Annotated in this window: 19 protein-coding genes; 11 read left to right on the top strand and 8 right to left on the bottom strand. The window is 72.5% G+C overall.

Translation table 11 applies throughout. The features are described 5' to 3' along the window. Nucleotides 1-11 precede the first annotated feature (11 nt). The gene (locus ACWCSV_RS23760; protein ID WP_451145315.1) at nucleotides 12-1,346 is read left to right on the top strand and encodes a tetratricopeptide repeat protein; all 1,335 of its coding nucleotides are present in this window, start codon (nucleotides 12-14) and stop codon (nucleotides 1,344-1,346) included. Between the two features lie 149 nt (nucleotides 1,347-1,495). Here the strand turns inward: ACWCSV_RS23760 and ACWCSV_RS23755 are convergent, their stop codons facing one another. Beyond that, nucleotides 1,496-1,717, bottom strand: coding sequence for a DUF1918 domain-containing protein (locus tag ACWCSV_RS23755; protein WP_451145313.1), 222 nt, complete (start codon nucleotides 1,715-1,717; stop codon nucleotides 1,496-1,498). A gap of 59 nt (nucleotides 1,718-1,776) precedes the next feature. Continuing rightward, nucleotides 1,777-2,757: a DMT family transporter gene (locus ACWCSV_RS23750; RefSeq protein ID WP_451145311.1), complete on the bottom strand. Its 981-nt coding sequence runs from the start codon at nucleotides 2,755-2,757 to the stop codon at nucleotides 1,777-1,779. On the opposite strand from ACWCSV_RS23750, the gene ACWCSV_RS23745 reads away from it, so the two are divergent. The 5 genes from ACWCSV_RS23745 to ACWCSV_RS23725 all read left to right on the top strand — a co-directional run bounded on the left by ACWCSV_RS23745 (nucleotide 2,756) and on the right by ACWCSV_RS23725 (nucleotide 7,377). Continuing rightward, nucleotides 2,756-4,222, top strand: coding sequence for an aminotransferase-like domain-containing protein (locus tag ACWCSV_RS23745; RefSeq protein ID WP_451145309.1), 1,467 nt, complete (start codon nucleotides 2,756-2,758; stop codon nucleotides 4,220-4,222). The two genes, ACWCSV_RS23750 and ACWCSV_RS23745, sit on opposite strands and share 2 nt — an antisense overlap. Nucleotides 4,223-4,314: 92 nt before the next feature. Continuing rightward, the gene (locus ACWCSV_RS23740) at nucleotides 4,315-4,746 is read left to right on the top strand and encodes a GNAT family N-acetyltransferase (protein WP_451145307.1); all 432 of its coding nucleotides are present in this window, start codon (nucleotides 4,315-4,317) and stop codon (nucleotides 4,744-4,746) included. A gap of 65 nt (nucleotides 4,747-4,811) precedes the next feature. Beyond that, nucleotides 4,812-5,387 (top strand): histidine phosphatase family protein, encoded by a 576-nt coding sequence (locus ACWCSV_RS23735; protein WP_451145305.1) that lies wholly within the window; start codon nucleotides 4,812-4,814, stop codon nucleotides 5,385-5,387. 128 nt (nucleotides 5,388-5,515) lie between these two features. Further along, complete coding sequence (locus tag ACWCSV_RS23730; RefSeq protein WP_451145303.1) at nucleotides 5,516-6,061, top strand: DinB family protein; 546 nt, start codon at nucleotides 5,516-5,518, stop codon at nucleotides 6,059-6,061. 167 nt (nucleotides 6,062-6,228) lie between these two features. Then, a complete protein-coding gene (locus tag ACWCSV_RS23725) occupies nucleotides 6,229-7,377 on the top strand; it encodes a serine hydrolase domain-containing protein (protein ID WP_451145301.1) in 1,149 nt (382 codons plus the stop codon). A gap of 164 nt (nucleotides 7,378-7,541) precedes the next feature. Here the strand turns inward: ACWCSV_RS23725 and ACWCSV_RS23720 are convergent, their stop codons facing one another. The 3 genes from ACWCSV_RS23720 to ACWCSV_RS23710 all read right to left on the bottom strand — a co-directional run bounded on the left by ACWCSV_RS23720 (nucleotide 7,542) and on the right by ACWCSV_RS23710 (nucleotide 9,406). Continuing rightward, entirely contained in the window at nucleotides 7,542-8,039 is a 498-nt protein-coding gene (locus ACWCSV_RS23720; RefSeq protein WP_327174783.1) for a peptidylprolyl isomerase, read from the bottom strand. A 102-nt stretch (nucleotides 8,040-8,141) separates the two neighbouring features. Continuing rightward, nucleotides 8,142-8,507, bottom strand: coding sequence for a hypothetical protein (locus ACWCSV_RS23715; protein WP_451145298.1), 366 nt, complete (start codon nucleotides 8,505-8,507; stop codon nucleotides 8,142-8,144). Between the two features lie 116 nt (nucleotides 8,508-8,623). Beyond that, entirely contained in the window at nucleotides 8,624-9,406 is a 783-nt protein-coding gene (locus ACWCSV_RS23710) for a LysR family substrate-binding domain-containing protein (RefSeq protein WP_451145296.1), read from the bottom strand. 121 nt (nucleotides 9,407-9,527) lie between these two features. On the opposite strand from ACWCSV_RS23710, the gene ACWCSV_RS23705 reads away from it, so the two are divergent. After that, nucleotides 9,528-9,929 carry a DUF5997 family protein gene (locus ACWCSV_RS23705; RefSeq protein ID WP_450772600.1) on the top strand — a complete coding sequence of 134 codons (402 nt, stop codon included), beginning with the start codon at nucleotides 9,528-9,530 and terminating at the stop codon, nucleotides 9,927-9,929. Nucleotides 9,930-10,505: 576 nt separating this feature from the next. Continuing rightward, nucleotides 10,506-11,396, top strand: coding sequence for an NAD(P)-dependent oxidoreductase (locus ACWCSV_RS23700; protein ID WP_451145294.1), 891 nt, complete (start codon nucleotides 10,506-10,508; stop codon nucleotides 11,394-11,396). Nucleotides 11,397-11,435: 39 nt separating this feature from the next. Here ACWCSV_RS23700 and ACWCSV_RS23695 read toward each other — a convergent pair whose 3' ends face one another. Next, nucleotides 11,436-12,773 carry a hypothetical protein gene (locus ACWCSV_RS23695; protein ID WP_451145292.1) on the bottom strand — a complete coding sequence of 446 codons (1,338 nt, stop codon included), beginning with the start codon at nucleotides 12,771-12,773 and terminating at the stop codon, nucleotides 11,436-11,438. A gap of 357 nt (nucleotides 12,774-13,130) precedes the next feature. On the opposite strand from ACWCSV_RS23695, the gene ACWCSV_RS23690 reads away from it, so the two are divergent. Continuing rightward, entirely contained in the window at nucleotides 13,131-14,159 is a 1,029-nt protein-coding gene (locus ACWCSV_RS23690; protein ID WP_451145290.1) for an aldo/keto reductase, read from the top strand. 327 nt (nucleotides 14,160-14,486) lie between these two features. Here ACWCSV_RS23690 and ACWCSV_RS23685 read toward each other — a convergent pair whose 3' ends face one another. Beyond that, nucleotides 14,487-16,016, bottom strand: a complete 1,530-nt coding sequence (locus ACWCSV_RS23685) for a multicopper oxidase family protein (protein WP_451145288.1) — start codon at nucleotides 16,014-16,016, stop codon at nucleotides 14,487-14,489. Between the two features lie 329 nt (nucleotides 16,017-16,345). Then, nucleotides 16,346-16,489, bottom strand: coding sequence for a sensor domain-containing protein (locus ACWCSV_RS23680; RefSeq protein ID WP_451145286.1), 144 nt, complete (start codon nucleotides 16,487-16,489; stop codon nucleotides 16,346-16,348). 276 nt (nucleotides 16,490-16,765) lie between these two features. On the opposite strand from ACWCSV_RS23680, the gene ACWCSV_RS23675 reads away from it, so the two are divergent. Together ACWCSV_RS23675 and argC are read left to right on the top strand one after the other, a co-directional pair. Next, nucleotides 16,766-18,562, top strand: a complete 1,797-nt coding sequence (locus ACWCSV_RS23675) for an acyl-CoA dehydrogenase family protein (RefSeq protein ID WP_451145284.1) — start codon at nucleotides 16,766-16,768, stop codon at nucleotides 18,560-18,562. 457 nt (nucleotides 18,563-19,019) lie between these two features. Further along, the gene (gene argC, locus ACWCSV_RS23670) at nucleotides 19,020-20,048 is read left to right on the top strand and encodes an N-acetyl-gamma-glutamyl-phosphate reductase (RefSeq protein WP_451145282.1); all 1,029 of its coding nucleotides are present in this window, start codon (nucleotides 19,020-19,022) and stop codon (nucleotides 20,046-20,048) included. Nucleotides 20,049-20,150 lie beyond the last annotated feature (102 nt).

Here is a 20,150-nt window from a genome sequence, read left to right as displayed (position 1 = left end):
GGTGGTTGACTGTGCCTCAGAAGATGCCGAACGAGGGACTGGCTCGCCTTCTGCGAGAGACCGGGTGGACCTACAGCAGCTTCGCCATGGCAGTGAACCGGGCGGGGACGGAGATCGGGAGGCCTACCCGCTACGACGAATCCGCGGTGAAGCACTGGCTTGACGGCACCATGCCGCGCAAGGTGGCCAGAGGCCTGATCCTCGAAGTCCTCTCCCGTCGGTTGTCCCGCCCGGTTACGCATGAGGAGACGGGCCTTCCTCGGCTTCAGGGAGAGGAAACCCCACTCGATACGGTGGAAGGACTTGTCGATCTGGGGAGGCAGGACATGGACCCTTCGCGTCGTTCCGTACTGGGTGCGGCGCTGTTCTCCGTGGCGCTCACCATCCCGGACTGGCCGGATGTGGTGGGTCGCGCCGAAGCGTTCGCAGCGGGCCGGGTGACCCGTATCGGACGCGGAGAAGTCGAGATGGTCACGCAGATGACGGAGCGGGTCTCCGAGTTGGACGACCAGTTCGGAGGCAGGCACGCCCGGCCGATGGCGGCGGCGTTTCTGGTGAATACCGTCGCCGGGTACCTGCACGCACAAGCTCCGGACCCGGTGCGGAAGGAGATGATGTCCGCCGCTGCGGACCTCTGTTACCTCACCGGCTACATGGCGGTGGACGAGGGACTTCACGGACTGGCCCAGCGCTATTACCTCAAGGCTCTGGAACTGGCCGGTGCTGCCGACGATCACCTGACCTACTGCACGACGCTGCGGGGCATGTCCGTCCAGGCTGTGGATCTCGGGCACGGGCGGCACGCACTACGTCTGGCCGATGCCGCTGCCGCTGCCTCCCCGCACGCCGGCCCCCGGATGCGGGCCTTCCTGGCAGGCCAGCAGGCGCACGCCGCTGCGCAGCTCGGTGAGCGCGACAGTGCCCTACTCCGTATGAAGGAAGCAGAAAAGGCAATGGACGTAGCTGAATCGCAGGCGAAGGCCTTCGGTTCCTACGATCCCTCCTCGCTGATGTATCACGTGGCCCAGGTGCGGCATGAACTCGGCGATGCTGCCGGAGCAGTTGAGTCCATGCAGGAGTCGAACAGGCTTCGCCACAGTCTCTACAGGCGGGCCAAAGTACGCCATCTCGGTCTGACCGCGGAGCGTCAGCTCGCCATGGGGCACCTTGAAGCAGCTGTGAGTACCTGGCACGAGGCCATGGACGACTACCCGATGGTGCAGTCCGGCAGATGTGACGATCGCATGCGCGAGATGGTGTCCGTGCTCTCCCCCTACTCTTCGAATCGGCAGGCGAGAGGTCTTCTGGAGCGCGCCACAGCTGTCGGCGTCACGGTAGCCGCCTGATGGCGTAGCCCCCGTTCAGCGTCTCGCGCCGAGCCTATGGCCGCGCTTTACAGGGTCGGCGCACGAAGGGGGCCACCGGGCAGTCATCTCCTGCCACGGGGACCGACTGCCGTCGGCGGTACCCGAGCCTCTCCGCCCGGTGGCCTGGCTCACCACCGCTCGGGTTCCTTCTGGCCGGTCCTGTCGGCGCCCGCGTGCCGCACCACGCTGTCCGGCCCCGGGTACGCGAGCGACTCGTGGCCGTCCGCGTAGCGCAGCCGGTACGGCGGGGTGCCGCGCGGGCCCCGCACCTCGATGATCTCCGCGACCCGGTCGGGCCGGCCGACGGTTCTGCCGTGGGTCAGCAACCGGTCGCCGGTGTGGGCCTCCATCGGGAACGACCTCCTCCTGGACGGCGGTCCCTGTACCGACAAGTCTATGACCGTGGGGCTCAGTGCTCGCGCGGTCGCGGGGTGCCCGCCCGCTGGGTCACCGCGATGCAGACGAGCACGGCCACCGCCGCGAGCGGAGCCGCCGCCGACAGGTCCTCGCCGAGCAGCAGGAACGACCAGACCAGGGTCAGCAGCGGCTGGGCCAGTTGCAGCTGGCTGGCGCGCGGGATGCCGATCTCCGCCATGCCCCGGTACCAGACGTACAGCCCGATGAACGTGGACCCGGCCGCCAGCCAGACCAGGCCGGCGATCCCGTGCCCGGTCAGCGTGACGGGCTCGTACGACAGCGCGACCACGCTGCTCGCCACCGTGACCGGGAGTGAGAGGACCAGCGCCCAGCCGATCACCTGCCAGCCGGGCATCGACCGCGCCAGCCTGCCGCCCTCCGCGTACCCGGCCGCGCACACCACCAGCGAACCGAACAGGTACAGGTCGCCGGCGGAGACCGCCCCGCCGCTCTGGGCGACCGTGAACGCCAGCACCACGGCGGCCCCCGCGAGCGCCGCGATCCAGAACGCGCGGGGCGGGCGGGTTCCCGTGCGCAGGGAGGAGAACACCGCCGTGGTCAGCGGCAGCAGCCCCACCACCACGGCCGCGTGCGAGGAGGTCGTCGTCCTCAGCGCGAGCGTGGTCAGCAGCGGGAACCCCGCGACCACCCCGCCCGCCACGACCAGCAGCCCGCCCAGGTGACGGCGGCCCGGCCACGGGATGCGGGCCGCCAGCAGGACCGTGCCCGCGATCAGCGCGGCGAGCACGCTGCGCACCGTCACCAGCGACCAGGGGCCGAAGCTCTCCAGCCCCCACAGGGTGGCGGGGAAGGTCAGGGAGAAGGCGACGACGCCGAGGGAGGCGAGGACGAAGCCCGTCCGCTCGGAGGGCGGGGGCTGGGCCGGCGTCGGTGCCGGGGAAGCGGCGGGAGGAGTGGCGGTGGGGGCGAGCGCTATCGTCGGTGACGGGGTAGCGCTATCGTTGTCTCTCATGGAAGAGCGTAGCAGTGTGGGGGAGTTGGCGAGATCCCTGCGCCAAGAGCTGAACCGCTACTCACCTGGCGGGAAGCTGCCGTCGAGCCGCGCCCTCGTCGAGCGCTTCCGGGTCAGCCCCGTCACCGTCACCCGGGCCCTCGCCCAACTGGCCGCCGAGGGGCTGGTCGTCACCCGGCCCGGCGCCGGCGCCTTCCGCGCCCAGCCGCGTACGACTGCCCCGGCCCCGGGCGACACGTCCTGGCAGGAGGTCTCGCTCAGCGGTGACGGTGGGCCCGAGGTGGTGCCCCGTGCCGTCGACGCCTCGGGGGTCCTCGTCACCCTCGCGGCACCCCCGCCGGGTGTCATCGAGTTCAACGGCGGCTATCTCCACCCCGTCCTCCAGCCCGAACGGGCCCTGGCCGCCGCCCTCGCGCGGGCCGGCCGCCGCCCCGGCGCCTGGGACCGGCCGCCGGTGGACGGGCTGCCCGAGCTGCGCGCCTGGTTCGCCCGGGAGATAGGCCCCGGCGTCGGCGCGGCCGACATCCTGATCACAGCGGGCGGCCAGGGCGCACTGGCCACCGCGCTGCGCGCGCTCGCCCCGCCCGGGGCACCGGTGCTCGTCGAGTCGCCGACCTACCCCGGCATGCTGGCCGTCGCCCGCGCCGCCGGGCTGCGGCCCGTCCCCGTACCGGTGGACGCGGACGGAGTGCGCCCCGAACTGCTGGACGCGGCGTTCCGCGCCACCGGGGCCCGGGTCTTCGTCTGCCAGCCGCTCTTCCAGAACCCGACGGGCGCGGTCCTCGCCCCCGCGCGCAGGGCCGAGATGCTGCGGATCGCCCGGGCCGCGGGCGCCTTCGTGGTGGAGGACGACTTCGCCCGCCGCCTCGCCCACGAGGACGCGGGCCCGCTGCCGCCGCCGCTGGCCGCCGACGACCCGGACGGGGTCGTCGTACACGTCTGTTCGCTCACCAAGGTCACCTCGCCCAGCCTGCGCGTCGGCGCGCTCGCCGCGCGCGGCCCGGTGCTGGAACGGCTGCGCGCGATCCAGGTCGTGGACAGCTTCTTCGTGCCCAGGCCACTCCAGGAGGCCGCCCTCGAACTGGTCGGATCTCCGGCCTGGGGCACCCACCTTCGCTCCGTGGCGGGCGAGTTGGCCCGCCGCCGCACCCTGCTCTCCGGTGAGCTCCGCCGCTCGCTGCCCGAACTCGACCTGCCGCACGTGCCGTCCGGCGGTGGCAGCCTCTGGCTGCGCGTCCCCGGCGGGGGCGGCAGCGGTGCGGACGAGGCCGCGTTCGTCACCGGAGCGCTGCGGGCCGGGGTCGCCGTGGCGCCCGGGCGCCCGTACTTCTGCGCCGAACCGCCCTCCGCGCAGGTCAGGATCAGCTTCGCCGCGGCCTCCGGCGCGGGCGAGATCGCGGAGGGGGTCAGGCGGCTGCGCATCGCGTACGACACCCTGCGGGAGGGCGGAGCGCCCGGGGTGTGACCGGGAGGAAAAGGGGCGGACGGGGTGGTGGGGGCGGCGCGTGCGCCGGGAAATCGGTGGGCACGCCCGGAGAGTCGTTCTAGCCTGCGTCCATGACCGGAACGATCACGCAGGACTACGACATCTCGACCGACCCCGACCGGCTCGACCCGGCCCGTATCCACCACTGGCTCTCCACCGACGCCTACTGGGCGCTCGGGCGCAGCCGCGCCAAGCAGGACGCGGCGATCGCGGCCTCGCTCAACTTCGGTGTATACGAGCGGAGTTCCGGCAACCAGGTCGGGTACGCCCGGGTGGTCACCGACCAGGTCTCCTTCGCCTGGCTCTGTGACGTCTACGTCGACCCGGCTGCTCGCGGGCAGGGGCTCGGCGTACGCCTGGCCGAAGCGGTACGCGACCACCTCGCCCCGGCCGGTGTCCGCAGGATTCTGCTCGCCACGGGCGACGCCCACGGAGTGTACGAGAAGGCCGGCTTCCGGAGGCTGGAAGAGCCCGGCAATTGGATGGCTCTGGTCAACCGCTAGATCGTCAACTCCCTTCTGTACGAGCCCTCTTGACCGTGGCGGTCGACGGCCTCACGATCGCGGCCATGAGTGTTCGGGTTTCCCTCGTGGCGGCAGCGCGGAGCTCGTCCCTGCTCGCCGAGCGCTTCGACGACGACCGTCCGCTCGACCACGCCGGATGGCACGAGGTGCAACTCGTCGCCCATGCGCTGGTCCCGCTCGGTGCGGCCGACCTCCGCTACTGTGCGCCGACCCCACGGAGCCGGGCCACCGGCGACGCCCTCGGGTACGCGCCCATGGCCCAACCCGACCTGCGCGACTGTGACATGGGGCGCTGGCGGGGCATGACCCTGGCGGAGGTCGCCGCCCGCGAGCCCGCCGCCGTCGACGCGTGGCTGGCCGATCCCCGGTCCGCGCCGCACGGCGGCGAGCCGCTGCTCGGCTTCATCACACGCATCGGCCACTGGCTCGACACCCGCCCTTTCGACGGCGGTTCCATCGTCGCGGTGGCCGAGCCCCCCGTGGTCCGCGCGATCCTCGTCTACGCGTTGAAGGCCCCGCCCTCGGCGTACTGGAACATCGACGTACGCCCTCTCTCCGCCGTCACCCTCGCGGGTCAGCCCGGCCGTTGGATCCTCTGCCTGGAACCGCCGGTCCACTGACGCGCCCCGCGCCCCGCGCCTGGTGACTCGTGCCCGTCCGCCTCGTGCCGCGACCGACGAAGGCCTCAGCCGCACGGGAAGGGTGAAACCCCTGCGACGGAGGGTGCACATCGGCCACAATCCCGGACATGCAACGGTTTGCGGAGATGTTCACCGATCCTGGAAGCGACCCACGGGCAGAGGTCCCGACGCAGAGCGACGAGCGGACCATGCTCGCCGCATCCCTGCGCCGCCAGCGGGAGACCCTGGTCCTGAAGTGCTCCGGGCTCGACGCCGAGGCCATGGCTCTGCGGTCCGTGGACTTCTCCGGCCTGTCCCTGCTGGGACTCGTCCGGCACCTCGCCGACGTGGAACACCGTTGGTTCAGACTGCGGTTGGCCGGCCAGGAGGGCCCGGCACCCTTCTCCACGGTGGACGAGCCGGACAGCGCGTTCGACCGCGCCGTGCCCGACGCCGCCCGCACCGAGGAAGCCTGGAGGGCCTGGCGCGAGGAGGTCGACTTCGCCGAACGGTTCGTCGCCGAGGCCGTGGATCTGGACGTCTCCGCCATCGACCCCTGGCAGGGGCGGGTCTCGCTCCGGTGGGTGATGCTGCACATGGTGGAGGAGTACGCGCGCCACAACGGCCACGCCGACCTGCTGCGCCAAGGGGTCGACGGCGCCGTGGGGTTGTAGCAGGGGAAGGCCGGGTGCCGGAAGTACGGGGGTGACCGGGGAGGTCCGGGTCCCGGTCCGGACCCTCGGGCGCCGGGCCGGACGCCCGGGCCGGCGCCGCGCCACCCCTTCCCGTCGGTCCGACCCGTCGGTATGTTGCCCGGGACGCCCAGGACGAGGAGGCCACCGTGACGCAGATCCGCGGCCACTGCGACGAACGGTTCGCCCGCGTGCGTACCGCGTTCGAGGAGAACTTCGACGCACGGGGCGAGCTGGGTGCGGCCGTCGCGGTCCTGGTGGACGGCGAGCCGGCCGTCGACCTCTGGGGCGGATGGGCGGACGGCGCGCGGACCCGTCCCTGGGAACGGGACACCCTCGTCAACGTCTGGTCCACCACCAAGGGCCCCACCGCGCTCTGCGCCCACATCCTCGCCGACCGTGGCCTGCTGGACCTCGACGCCCCGGTGGCCTCGTACTGGCCCGAGTTCGCCGCCGCGGGCAAGGAGGACGTCCGGGTACGCGACCTCCTCTCGCACCGGGCCGGCCTCGCCGGACTGCGCGAGCCGCACTCGCTCGCCGACCTCTACGACTGGGAGCTCACCACGTCCCGGCTCGCCGCGACCGAACCCTGGTGGGAGCCCGGCACCCGTTCCGGCTACCACGCGCTGACGTACGGATTCCTGGTCGGCGAGGTCGTCCGGCGGATCAGCGGCGACCTGCCCGGGGAGTTCCTGCGGCGCGAGGTCACCGGCCCTCTCGGCATCGACTTCACCGTGGGGCTGCCGGAGAAGGAGGCCGGCCGCGTCGCCGAACTCGTCACGACGAAGGCGACGCCCGAGCAGATCGCGTTCTTCACGAGCCTGCCCCCGGTGGCCGTCGCCTCCCTCGCCAACCCCGGTACGGGAGCCACCGCGGCCAACACCGCCGCGTGGCGGGCGGCCGAGATCCCGGCGGCGAACGGCCACGCCACCGCCCGCGCGGTCGCCTCGCTCTACGGAATCCTCGCCGGCCGGGGCACGCTCCACGGCCACCGCGTCCTCTCCGAGGAAGCGGCCGAGCGTGTACGTGAGGGCCAGGGGAGCTGCCGCGATCTGGTGCTGGGCGCCGGATTCGCGCACGAGACGGAGATCGCCCTCGGCGTCTGGCTGAGCGGCCCGAACGCCTCCTACGGCCCCAACCCGCGAGCGGTCGGCCACGACGGGGCGGGCGGCTCCTGCGGGCTCGCCGACCCGGAAGCGGGGGTGGCGCTCGGCTACGTCATGAACCGGATGGGCGTGGGGCTCGCCGACGACCCGCGCAAGATGGCCCTGGTCGACGCCGTGTACGCGTCCCTCTGACCACTCTCCGGGACCCGTGCTCCGGAGCGGGGCCTGTGCTCCGGGACCGGCGCTCCGGGGCCACGCTCCGGAACCGGAGAACGAGAAACGCGCGGACCGACGGTTCCCCGTCCGCCCGCGCGTCTCCGAAACGGAATCCCTGAACGGATTCCTTGACGGGATCCTTAGAGGACGCCGCTCTCCGCGATGGTGATCTTCGCCGAGGTGCGGCCGCTCTGGGAGCCGAGGGACTCGATCTTCTGGACCAGCTTCATGCTGTCCTCGTCCGCGACCTCACCGAAGACGACGTGCTTGCCGTCGAGCCACGGGGTCAGGACGGTGGTGATGAAGAACTGCGAGCCGTTGGTGTTCCGGCCGGCGTTGGCCATCGAGAGCAGGCCCGCCTTGTTGTGCGTGAGCTTGAAGTTCTCGTCCGCGAACTTCTCGCCGTAGATGCTCTTGCCGCCCGTGCCGTCGCCACGGGTGAAGTCGCCGCCCTGCAGCATGAAGTCCGGGATGACGCGGTGGAAGGAGGAGCCCGCGTAGCCGAAGCCCTTCTCGCCGGTGGCGAGGGCGCGGAAGTTCTCCACGGTCTTCGGGACGACGTCCTCGAAGAGGTTGAACGTGATCCGCCCGGCGGGCTCGTCGTTGATGGTGATGTCGAAGTAAGCCTTGATGGTCATACAACCATCCTGACACTTCTCGGGCCGGGCCTCGCGCAGAGGGGTCCCCACTGCGCGCTGGGCGCCCCTGCTGGCCGCGCAACCGACCACCTCGCCCACGCCTCAGCGCCTGCCCGGCCGCCCGCCCCGGCGCCGGTCGCGCCCGAGTCCGAAGGGACCCCGCCACCCCGTCCGCGACCGGGGCCGTACGGGCCGCCCCGTTCGGCCCCGGGGCCCGTGACCCGGCACCGCGGGGCGACGGTCGCCGTCCGGGGACGGCAGCGGGGCCTGCCGGTCGGCCTGGGCGCGTATCTCCTGGTGAGCGGCGTACGACGTGGTACGGAACGCCTCCTCGTACGACGCGAGGGCCGCCCCGATCGCCGCCCCGGCCGTCCCCCGGCGCCGCACCCTGGCCGCGAGCGACGCCAGCAGGCCCATGACGGCGGCCAGACATCCGGCAACGATCAGCAGCGGCAGGAGAACACCCATGGCGGCGAGCGTAACGAGCGGGCTCGCGGGGCGGTACGGGCGCCGTCGCCCCGGGAGCCGGGTCGCCGCGTGTGTACGGCCGGTGCCGCGTACGACCGGCGCCACGCGCCCTCCGGCTACCGGCCGCGCGGCTTTCCGCGCTTGGCTCCCTTGGCCCCGCCGGTGCTCTTCGTGCCCTTGCCACCCGCCCCGCCCCGCGGGTTGCGTGCGGACGGCTTGCCCGTGCCGGCACCGCGACGGGCACCGGCGGCCGGCCGCTTCTCCTGCTTCGGCTGCGGGGGAGTGGGAGTACGCCCGCGAGAGCTGTTCACCGTGCGGCCCCGGACGATGCCGATGAAGTCCTCGACCCTCTCGGTCGTCCTCTCCTCCGGCCACGAGAGCGCGATGCGCGACTCCGGGACGTCCGTCATCGTCCGGTAGGTGAGGTCCTTGCGGTGGTGGAGCCTTGCGAGCGACTGCGGGACGACCAGCAGGCCGATCCCCGCCGCGACCAGCGCCACGGCGTCCTCCGTCGTCTCCGGCCGCTCGAACGCGGGCAGACCCGGCGGGCGCTCCCAGCCGAGCGGGTCGTCGAGCGGGTGCAGCACGATGTCCTCCGCGAGGTCCTCGGCGGACACCTCCTCCGCGGCCGCGAGCAGGTGGTCCTTCGGGATCACCACCACCGAGGTCTCGGTGTACAGCGGGATCGCGCTGAGCTCCTCGCGCCCGACCGGCAGCCGTACGAACCCCGCGTCGGCACCGCCCTCCACCAGCAGCCCGGGGGCCTCGCCGGACGGCACGGAGACCAGCTCCAGCGGGATGAGGGGGAAGCGCTCTTTCCAGATGCGCACCCACTTGGAAGGCGTCACGCCCGGTACGTAGGCGAGGCGGAACGAGGGGGATGCGTCGGAGCCAGTCACCCCGCCAGGTTACCGGCCCCACCCCCGGGGGCGTCCGGCGGATCATGGCCGGGAGCCCCTCGCGCCACCCGTAGCGAGCGGTGTGGTCGGCGGCCTCGCACACGCTCGCTACTCTTGACACATGACCTCGCACCAGACACCCCAGACGATGAAGCCCGCCACCGCGGCGAAGAAGCTGGGTGTGTACCTCGAAGCCACCCCCGCCGAGTTCCAGGAGGGTGTGGTCTCGCGCAGCGAGTTCAACGCGCTGCAGGCCGAACCGCCGGCCTGGCTGGAAGAGCTGCGCCGCAACGGCCCGCACCCCCGCCCGGTCGTCGCCGCCAAGCTGGGCGTCTCCATCTCGGGCCTCGCGCGCGGCGGAGTCACCGAGCCGCTCACCACCGAGCAGATCGACGCCCTCAAGAACGAGATGCCGGAATGGCTGAGCGCGGAGCGCGCCACCCAGGCCGACGTCCGCAAGGAGGCCGTCCGCATCAAGGAGCGGAACGCCGCGCGTGCCGCGAAGGCCGACTCCGACTCCTGATCCACGCTCCACCACCGCCCGGCCGCCGGCACACCTCGCGCGGCCGGGCGGAGCTGTGCCCGCGGCCGGGCCGGCCGCTCCGTCCCCCCGCCCGATCCGGCTGCCCGGAGCGGGCAGGGGGGCCACCGGATAACCGGGTGGCCCCGCCCCGGCCCCAATTCCGGTGGCGGGAGTGGCTCGCCGCCCTCCCGGACCTCCCCGACGGCGTGACCGCGACGCCCGCCGCGGACCCCGACGTACGGGTGGCGGCCGAGCTCGCGTTCCGGACCATGTCCACGACCGCCGCCAGCCGGCTCGCCCGGCACCCGCACGCCGAGGTGCGGCCCGCCACCCGGCCCTGCCTCCGCCCGTACGCGCCGTGCTGCTCGACCACGCCGACCACGAGCAGGCCAGGCTGCCGCGGCCGACCCCGCCCTGCCGGTCGCCGAGATGATCCGACGCCTCCCGCCTCCCGCCTCCCGCCGCACGTCGTCCCCGGACTCCTCGGCACCACGTAACGTGCGGGTGGGGGCGTCGGCCGAAGGCGCCGCCGCTTCAGCGTCCGTGTTCCACCTGGCAGAGAGGCCGACACCGACCATGACCGACACACTGACCGTCAGCGTTCTGGGCACCGGGATCATGGGCGCCGCCATGGCCCGCAACCTCGCCCGCGCCGGACACTCCGTACAGGTCTGGAACCGCACCCGGGACAAGGCCGAGCCGCTGGCCCGGGACGGGGCGCGGATCGCCGGCACCCCCGCCGAGGCAGTCGACGGCGCCGACGTGGTCCTGACGATGCTGTACGACGGGGTGGCGGTGGCGGAGGTCATGCGGCAGGCGGCCCCCGCACTCCGTTCCGGGACCGCCTGGGTGCAGTCGACCACCGTGGGCGTCGACGCCGTCGAGGCGCTCGCCGCCTTCGCCGACGAGCACGGCCTGGTCTTCTTCGACGCACCGGTGCTCGGCACCCGGCAGCCCGCCGAGGCCGGGCAGCTGCTGGTCCTCGCGGCGGGACCGGCGCGGCGGCGGGCCGCCGTCGCCCCGGTCCTGGACGCGGTCGGGGCCCGTACGGTCTGGACGGGTGAGGACGGGGCCGACGGCGGCGCCACCCGCCTCAAGCTCGTCGCCAACAGCTGGGTCATCGCCGCCACCACCGCCACCGGAGAATCCCTGGCGCTCGCCAAGGCCCTCGGGGTGAACCCGCAGGACTTCTTCGACGCCATCGCCGGCGGCCCGCTCGACATGGGCTATCTGCGCGCCAAGGCCGGCCTCATCCTCGACGACGGCCTCGAACCGGCCAGCTTCGCGGTGACCACGGCCGAGAAGGACGCCCGCCTGATCGTGGAGGCCGGTGAGCGGTACGGCGTCCGCCTCGACGGTGCCGCCGCGAGCGCGGACCGCTTCGCCCGGGCCGCCGCTCAGGGCCACGGCCACGAGGACATGGCCGCCGCCTACTTCGCGAGCTTCGACCCGGACGAGTCGCGCTGACGCCTGTCCGCTCACCACCCGTTCCCGGGGGACGGCGGCTCAGGCGAACCGGGAGCTGCGCACCGGCCCCGACGAGGCGAGCCCGCGCCGGGGGCCTCGCAGCCACGAACCCCGGACGCCCGCGGTGAAGGCTTCGAGCACCTCCACCGGATCGGCGGGGGAGTCGCCGTCGCCCGGGGCCGGAGCGGGATCCGCCCCGAGGATCTCGGCCGCGAGCGCCTCGGCCGGACGGCCGTCGGCCGGACCTCGCTCAACGTCGCCGCCGGCGCCCGCACGCAGCTGTTCCGCCCAGGGCGCCGCCACGGACTGGTGCAGGAGCGTGACGCTGTCCGCCGTGACCCCCGGGGCATCGGTCCAGCAGCTCGCGTGCTCGTGCAGCACCTGCCCGCGGGCGCGCTCCACCAGGCCCAGGAGCGCTTCCCGCCCGCCGTCCTCCTCGGCCACCTCGACGAGGTCGTACGCGATCACGACGGTGTCCGGCTCACCGGGGCGGAAGGGCCGCGCGGGCAGCCCCAGGACCTCGGCCGCCGCGAGGCCGAGGATCCGGCTGCCACGACCCGGCAGCAGGGCAACCGAACGCGGCGTCACCTCCGCCGCGGCCAGCAGGGACTTCAGACGCTGGAGCCCGAGCAGGCACTGGGCGTACGAGTCCTGGAAGAAGGCGTAGCGCCCGGTCATTCCGGCGGTGAAGCCGTACGGAGACAGCGTGCCGAGCAGCGTTCCGCCGATCACGAACTGCCAGCCGCGCAGGTCGGTGCCGTCCAGCGAGGTCGTACCGGCGGCGCTCGCGGCGCGTTCCAGCATCCGGTTCTGCCGGTCCCGGGGCGCCAGCCACTGCGGGTCCTGGGGAGCCGGCAGCAAGGCGTGCTGACGCCGCGCCAGTTCGAGGTCGCCGGAGAGGATGGCGTTGTGGACCAGGAGATAGCGTTCCGGCCAGTCGGAGAAGCTCTTCTCGTACCCGGTCAGCAGCTCCACCGCGTCACGGTGCAGGCCCTGGCTCTCGTACGCCGCGACCAGTTCGTGCACCACCGCGAGTGAGCCCGGACTCAGGCGCAGCGCCTCCCGGAGCGGGGGAACGGCCAGGTCGTCCAGCCCGCGCTCGATACAGGCGTATCCGAAGCGGTACAGGGCCCGCGCGTCCTCGGGGTCGGCGGACAGCGTCGCCGAGGCGTCCCGGAGGTCGTCGAAACCAGCCGCCGCGGCCGCTCGCCCGATCACCAGCGCCACGTCATCCCTCGGCTGGTTCTCACCGGCGGCCCGTACCTGGCGCAGAGCGCCGGGTACGTCCCCGGTGTCGAGGCTCCTCCAGGCGTCGAGGAGTGCGGCGGACTTCGGGAGTGCGGCGGACTTCGGGCGGTGGTTCCTGCGGGAGAACATCCGGCGATGTTCTCCGACGAGGGGAACGGCTTCAACCGAATTGTTGTCGGCGGGCGTTGGCCCGGCCGCGGGCCCGCGCGGGCAGGTCGGCGGCACGAGCGGCCCGCCCTCCTCGACCACGTTCTCCGTCGAAGGGAGGCGGCCGGCAGCACGTGACCGGCCCGGAGGTCTCCCCTTTCCTCGTGGCTCCTCGTGGCTCCTCGTGGCTCCTTGTGAATCGGAACATCGTTCCGTATTGTCGTTCCGGAACGATGTTCCGTTTTCGGTTCGCCGAACCGGACGGGGCCGTCGCAGGCGCCGTACATGCGGGGCCGTCCGTACAAGACTCGGCACAAGGCCGTGCACACAAGGAGAACCATGCGATACCGCACGCTGGGCCGGACCGGCATCAAGGTCAGCCCGTACTGCCTGGGCGCCATGATGTTCGGCGCCATGGGGAATCCCGACCACGACGAATCGGTCCGCATCATCCACAAGGCGCTGGACGCGGGCATCAACTTCGTGGACACCGCCGACGCCTACTCGCGCGGCGAGTCCGAGGAGATCGTCGGCAAGGCGCTCAAGGGCCGCCGCGACCACGTCGTGCTGGCCACCAAGGCCCACCTCCCGATGGGCGACGACCCCAACCAGCAGGGGAACTCACGGCGTTGGCTGGTCCGCGCCCTGGAGGACTCGCTGCGCCGGCTGGGTACCGACCACGTGGACCTGTTCCAGATCCACCGTCCGGCGCCGGACACCGACATCGAGGAGACCCTCTCCGCCCTCACCGACCTGGTCCGCTCCGGCAAGGTCCGGGCGATCGGCTCCTCCGCCTTCCCCGCCACCGACATCGTCGAGGCGCAGTGGACCGCCGAACGGCGCGGCCTGCAGCGTTTCCGCACCGAGCAGCCGACGTACTCGATCCTCAACCGGGGCATCGAACGCGAGGTGCTCCCGGCCTGCGAACGGTACGGAATCGGCGCGCTGGTCTGGAGCCCGCTGGCCGGGGGCCTGCTCACCGGCCGTTACCGCAAGGGCCAGGAGCCCACCACGCACCGCGCGGGCTTCGGCTTCAAGCACCTGAAGGACGAACGACGCCTCGACGTCGTCGAACAGCTCATCCCCCTCGCCGAGAAGGCGGGGATGCCCCTGACGCACCTCGCCACCGCCTTCGCCATCGCCCACCCCGGTGTCACCTCGGCGATCATCGGACCGCGCACCATGGCCCACCTCGACGACCTGCTCGCGGGCGCCGAAGTCAGCCTGAGCGACGAGATCCTCGACCGGATCGACGCCGTGGTGCCCCCCGGCACCGACATCGGGAGGCTCGACATGGCGTACGACCCGCCCGCCATCCAGCAGGCCGCGCTGCGTCGCCGCGCCGAAGCCGAGCGCGCCGCCGCTTGATCCGGGGCGGGTCGGAGGCGGGGCGGGTTGTCGGCGGGGTACAGCGCGGGGTGCCGGGGCGGCCCGGAGAGGCGTTCCAGCAGCCACTCGGCGGGCAGTTGCCCCGCCGACGGCACCAGGGCGACGGCCGCCTCCCGGACGACACCGGCGGCCGTATCGTCCAGGAGCGGCAGCAACCGCCCGGCCTCCACGCGGTCCAGAAGCCGATCCCCGCCCTCCCGGCCGTCGTACCGGGGGATCGTACGGCCGGGCGGTCCTCAGAACCGCCCGGGCCGTTCCTCGGGCAGGCCGTTCAGTTCCTTCCGGGCCGTACCGATCCGTTCGGAGTCACTCGACGTATTCGATGAGCTGCATCATCCCCTGGTCCTCGTGCTGGAGCTGGTGGCAGTGGACGAGGGCCCGGCCGGTGAAGTCCTCGAAGCGGACGCGCAGGGTCACCGAGCCTCCCCGCCTGATGCCGATGGTGTCCTGCCACACCGGCGTGGCGAGGGCGCGGCCGTCGACGGCGGTCACCAGGAAGTGGTTGGTGTGCAGGTGGAACGGGTGGACGGGGTGGCCGTTCGAGTTGTTGCGCAGGGTCCATTCCTCCGTGTCGCCGAGCCGGAGAGTGTGGTTGACGTGGTCCGGATCGAACCGGCCGTACGTCGGATCCGTCGGATCGGCCACGTCGCGGGTCGCCGGCGTCGCTCCGTCGCCGGTGATGCGGAACGCCTGCGGGAAGGGCTGCCCGGGGAAGGCGTTCCTGTCGCTGTGGAAGGTCAGGGAGCGGCGGCGGGTCACCGCACCCGGATCGATGTACGGGGTGGGCCCCGGCAGGTCCGTGGGCAGTTCCATCCGCGCGCCGGAGCCGGACCGCACGGTCATCGTCGCCAGCAGGATGTCGCCCGCCATGATCCGGTAGTCGCCCGGGCGCTGCGCCCTGATCATGACGTCGGACCGGTTGCCCATCGCCAGGGTGACTCCGTCGAGCTCGACGGTCCGGGTGAGGGCGATGCCGTCCACGGCGATCTGGTGCAGCGCGTGTCCCTCCACCCGGATCGGCAGGACGGTGAACGCCGACGCGTTGATCAGGCGCCAGCGCTGCACCTCGCCCTCGCGCACCTGGATCACCGGCCGGAAGAGGCCGTTCACGACGTACGTCGACTCGACCGAGTCGAGGTCGCCCTCGGCGTGCAGGTCCGGCACCTGGCCGTTCGAGAGCTTGAGTTCACCGATCGCCATCACGACGTCGCTCGCGGCCGCGATCTCCGGAACCCGGTCGATCGCGCCCTCCACGACGATCGCGCCCAGCAGGCCGCCGGACAGCTGGACGGCGGTCGACCCGTGCACGTGCGAGTGGTACCAGTACGTGCCGCCCTCGTGGCCGGAGGGGATCTCGATGCGGCTGCGGTAGCTCGTGACGGTCTGGCCGTTGGCCGGATCGTAGGGAGCGAACTCCCGGAAGACGTTGTCCGCCTCGCCGCTCGGCGACACGTGGAGCCCGTGGGTGTGCAGGTTCACCGTGTTGAACCGGTGCGGCACGTTGTGGTCGCTGTGAGCGGCCTGATCGGGGTCGGGCGGCAGATCGTTGATGTGCTCGATGTCGAGCAGGTCGCCCGGCCGTACGCGGAGCGTCGGTCCGATGGCTTCTCCGTTGTAGAGGCGGAGATCGACGTCGCCGACCCCGGCGAGCGTGCGCCGGGCGTACGCGACCCGCAGCGTGGTCGACAGGACACCGTCCGCCGACCCGATCACCGGAGGCCGGCTGAACCGCGGCGCCGCCGACGCCGAAGCGCGGGGGGTCTGAAGTGCGCCGGCGGCCAGGGCGGGAGTCGCCGCCAGTAGCGCACGCCTGCTGATACCGCGTGATGGGTCCATGGAACTCACCCCTACTCGTGAACGGGCAAAGACCGTCCAGCGTGGCGAGCGGACCACCGGTTCCGCCGGACGACACGTCCCGCGCCGCCCGGCTTCCACCGATCGGCGCACCGGGTGGCCGGAGAAGCCTTGCTGATCCCCGGTCGGATCCCTGGCCGGATCCCTGGCCGGATCCCCGGCCCCCTCGGAACCGTACGGGTGCCTTTCAGCGCGGGAACCGGACGAGCGCATCCGGCTTCACCGGCCGCTTCGAACCTTCCACCGGCCGGCCGTGTCCCCAGCCGCACGGGGCGGTGCACCTGAGCCGCACGGGGCGGTGCACCTGAGCCTCACGGCGCGGTGCACCTGGCGTTCCGAATTGGCCAGGCCCCGGCAGCGCGCAGAGTTCCGGCCAGTGTGGGGAGTCCGATCCAGACCACGAGCGTGGACACCCCCAAGGCGAAACCCGTCACCGCGAGGGTGAACGCCGCCACCCGAGGGGTGTTCCAGACAGCAGATAGCCCCGGTCCCGACGGAACCGGTGGGCCACGGGCCTACTCCCGAAGGGCACTTGGGGCACGGCGCGGAGTGAAGAGGCCAGTCATGGCGTCACAGCTGTCGAGTCCGCCGCCCACGCGCGTCGGGCTGCGTCACCCCGCTGTCGGCAGGGGGTTCCGTGTCCGGTGGCAGGCGCCTACCGCGGATGAGATCACGCCAATCGTGTTGATCATCACTCTGAGAGACCCCGTGATTGCTATTAGCGTTCCGATGTGACTTCCCATCAGATTCGCGACCACGCCCCCCACCCGCCGCTCTCGCTCACCGCCGATCTCACCCACGCGCTCTACGGCGGCCGCCTCGCCGAGACGCATGATCGCTGGCGCGGTCTGTTCAGCTCGGCCCCCTTCTCGTTCCGTGAAGGGCTGACCCGTGAGGAGCGGATAGCGCTCTCCTACGAGCGTCTCCGGCTGGTGCGCGCAGCTGTTCCCGGCCGGATGGAGCGGTTCGTGGCGGACGCGGCGGAGCTGTCCGCCCTCCACGAGTGGGCCGGGGTCGACCCGGGCATGGCCACCGTGAGCTCGATCCACTTCAACCTGTTTCTCGGGAGCCTGGTCGACCACGGCCGCACCGGCGACGATCTGGCCGGGTTCGCCGATCGGACCGGGACGTTTCTGTGTACGGAGCTCGGTCACGGCAATGACGCGGCGAGATGTGAGACCACGGCGACGTTCGACCGGGAGTCGGGCGGATTCGTCCTGGACACTCCGACGCCCGGGGCCGCGAAGTTCATGCCCAACACGTCCTCGGCCGGCGGTGCGAAGGCGGCGGTCGTGGCCGCACGTCTGATGGTCGACGGTACCGACCACGGGATCTTCCTCTTCCTGACCCCGCTGAGCGATGCCGACGGGGTCCACCTGCCGGGGATCGAGGTGCGCGAACTTGCAGAGACGGCCAGTGCCCCGGTCGATCACTGCGTCACGACGTTCCGCGGTGTGCGTCTGCCCTACGAGGCGATGCTCCAGGGCGACCACGGACGCCTCACCCGCGAGGGGGGGTTCAGCAGCGCCGTGGGCAGTCCCCGGCGCCGGTACCTGCACTCCATAGGCCGGGTCACCATGGGCAAGCTGTGCATGTCCGGGTACAGCCTCGGCGCGACGCGCCACGCGCTGGCCGTGACCATGCGGCTCTCCCACGACCGGATCACGTCGTCGATGACCACCCGGGCGACGCAGCCCCTGATCGAGCACCGCAGTCACCACGCCCCCCTCCTGGAGGCGGTGGCCACCACGTACGCGGCCACCCTGCTCCACCGGTCGGTGGTCACGCGGTGGACCCGCGCCGCTGACGGCACGGACGAGGACCGCGCGGCGTGCGAGCGGGACATAGCCGTCGCCAAGACATGGATCACGTGGGAGGCCCGCAGGACGATGACGGCCTGCCGGGAGAGGAGTGGCGCCCGCGGGCTGTTCCTCGGCCACGGCATCGCCATGCAGCTCGCGGCCAACGAGGGAACCATCACCGCCGAGGGGGACAACCAGGTCGTCGCCGCCAAGGCCGGCGGAGAGATGGCCCTCGGCGCCATCGCCCTGAAGCCGCCGAGTGAAATCCCTCCCGCCGAACGCCTGCTGACCGATCCTCAGTTCCAGCTGGACCTCCTGTCCGATGTCGAGCGCATCTGGCACGACAGGGCCAGCGAGGAACGCCACCAGCCCGCCCCCTCGGCGTCGGCACGGTGGAACAACATCGTGGGCCCGGCTCTCACGCTGGTGGACGCCCACGTCCGACGGCGGGCCGGGGAGGAGATGCTCACGGCGGCGGCCCGGGCCGGCTCCGACCAGGGGCGGAGGCTGCTGCTGGACCTGTTCGGGCTGTTCGCGCTGCGCCAGGTGGCCGCGCACAGCGGGGACCTCCTGGCCGAGGGCAGGATGACGGCCGACCAGGTCCGCAACCTGTACAAGGTCACCGGGAAGCTCCTCGACGTTCTCGTGCCGCACTCGCTGTCCCTCGTGGAGGGCTTCGCCGTGCCCGGCGCTCTCCTGGAGTCGAATTCCATGCTGAACCCCTGAAAAGGCTCCGGGGTGCCGTCCACCGGGTTCCGTGGCAGATGGCGCCCCGGGCCGCGCGATGGAGCGATCGGCCACCGGCGGCGGAGGTGCACCTGCCGCCCTCGTTCGCCGGCATCGTCCGCCACGGCTCGTCGAGGGCGGAGCGCCCCCGGACGATCCCGTGTGACGGCTGCTGACAGTTGGCGGATCGCCGGGGGATCTCGCAGGTGACGTGTCTGTGGCCGGACGTGGTTGGCGAGTCCGGTCGGCGATGGCCGGCGGGCTCATCGCCGTTCCGGTCACTGAGGGGCAGAGATCGTCTGGGGACCCGGTCGCGTACAGAGCGTGACCCGCCACTGTCAGTGGCCGACCGCCGACTGTCGCCGGCCGTCGCATTCCGCTTCGGCCGAGCCTCCCAGAACCTTTGCATAAAAGTGCACACCTGCGTATAGTCATGCCATCGATGAGGAGGATTCCGATGGTGGTACGTGCAGCGGTGGCAGGGGCGAGCGGATACGCCGGCGGTGAGCTGCTGCGCCTGCTGCTGGCCCACCCCGAGATCGAGATCGGCGCCCTGACCGGCCACTCCAACGCGGGGCAGACGCTCGGTGCGCTCCAGCCGCACCTGCGGCCCCTCGCCGGCCGGGTGCTGGAGCCGACCACCGCGGAGGTGCTCGCCGGGCACGACGTGGTGTTCCTCGCCCTGCCGCACGGGCAGTCCGCCGCCGTCGCCGAGCAGCTCGGGGACGAGGTCCTGGTCGTCGACATGGGGGCCGACTTCCGGCTCAAGGACGCCGGGGACTGGGAGAAATTCTACGGTTCGCCGCACGCCGGTACGTGGCCCTACGGCCTGCCCGAGCTGCCCGGCGCCCGCGCCGCGCTCGCCGGGTCCAAGCGGATCGCCGTCCCCGGCTGCTACCCGACCGCCGTCTCCCTCGCGCTCTTCCCGGCGTACGCCGCCGGGCTCGCCGAACCCGAGGCGGTCGTCGTCGCCGCGTCCGGCACCTCCGGCGCCGGCAAGGCGGCCAAGCCGCACCTCCTCGGCTCCGAGGTGATGGGGAACATGACTCCGTACGGCGTCGGCGGCGGTCACCGGCACACCCCGGAGATCACGCAGAACCTCAGCGCCGTCGCCGGGGAACGCGTCTCCGTCTCCTTCACCCCGACCCTCGCCCCCATGCCCCGGGGCATCCTCGCCACCTGCAGCGCCAAGGCGAAGCCGGGCGTGGACGCGGAGGCGCTCCGCGCCGCCTACGAGAAGGCGTACGCGGACGAGCCGTTCGTCGAGCTCCTCCCCGAGGGCCAGTGGCCCGCCACCGCGGCCGTGTACGGCTCCAACGCCGTCCAGATCCAGGTGGCGTACGACCCCGCCGCCGCCCGGATCATCGTGATCAGCGCCATCGACAACCTCGCCAAGGGCACCGCCGGGGGCGCCCTGCAGAGCACGAACATCGCCCTCGGGCTGCCCGAGGACACCGGCCTGACCACGGTCGGCGTGGCCCCCTGACCGGCGTGCGCCCGGCCGCACCCGCCCCGGGCGCCGGGCGTACGGACGCCGGGCCCCCGACCACCACGGAAACCCCCGCAGCGCCGCACCGCGCGGGCGGAG

Source organism: Streptomyces sp. NPDC001770 (genome assembly GCF_053596135.1).
The sequence above is the reverse complement of the archived record's forward strand: the minus strand, read 5'-3'. Positions and strand labels throughout refer to the sequence as shown.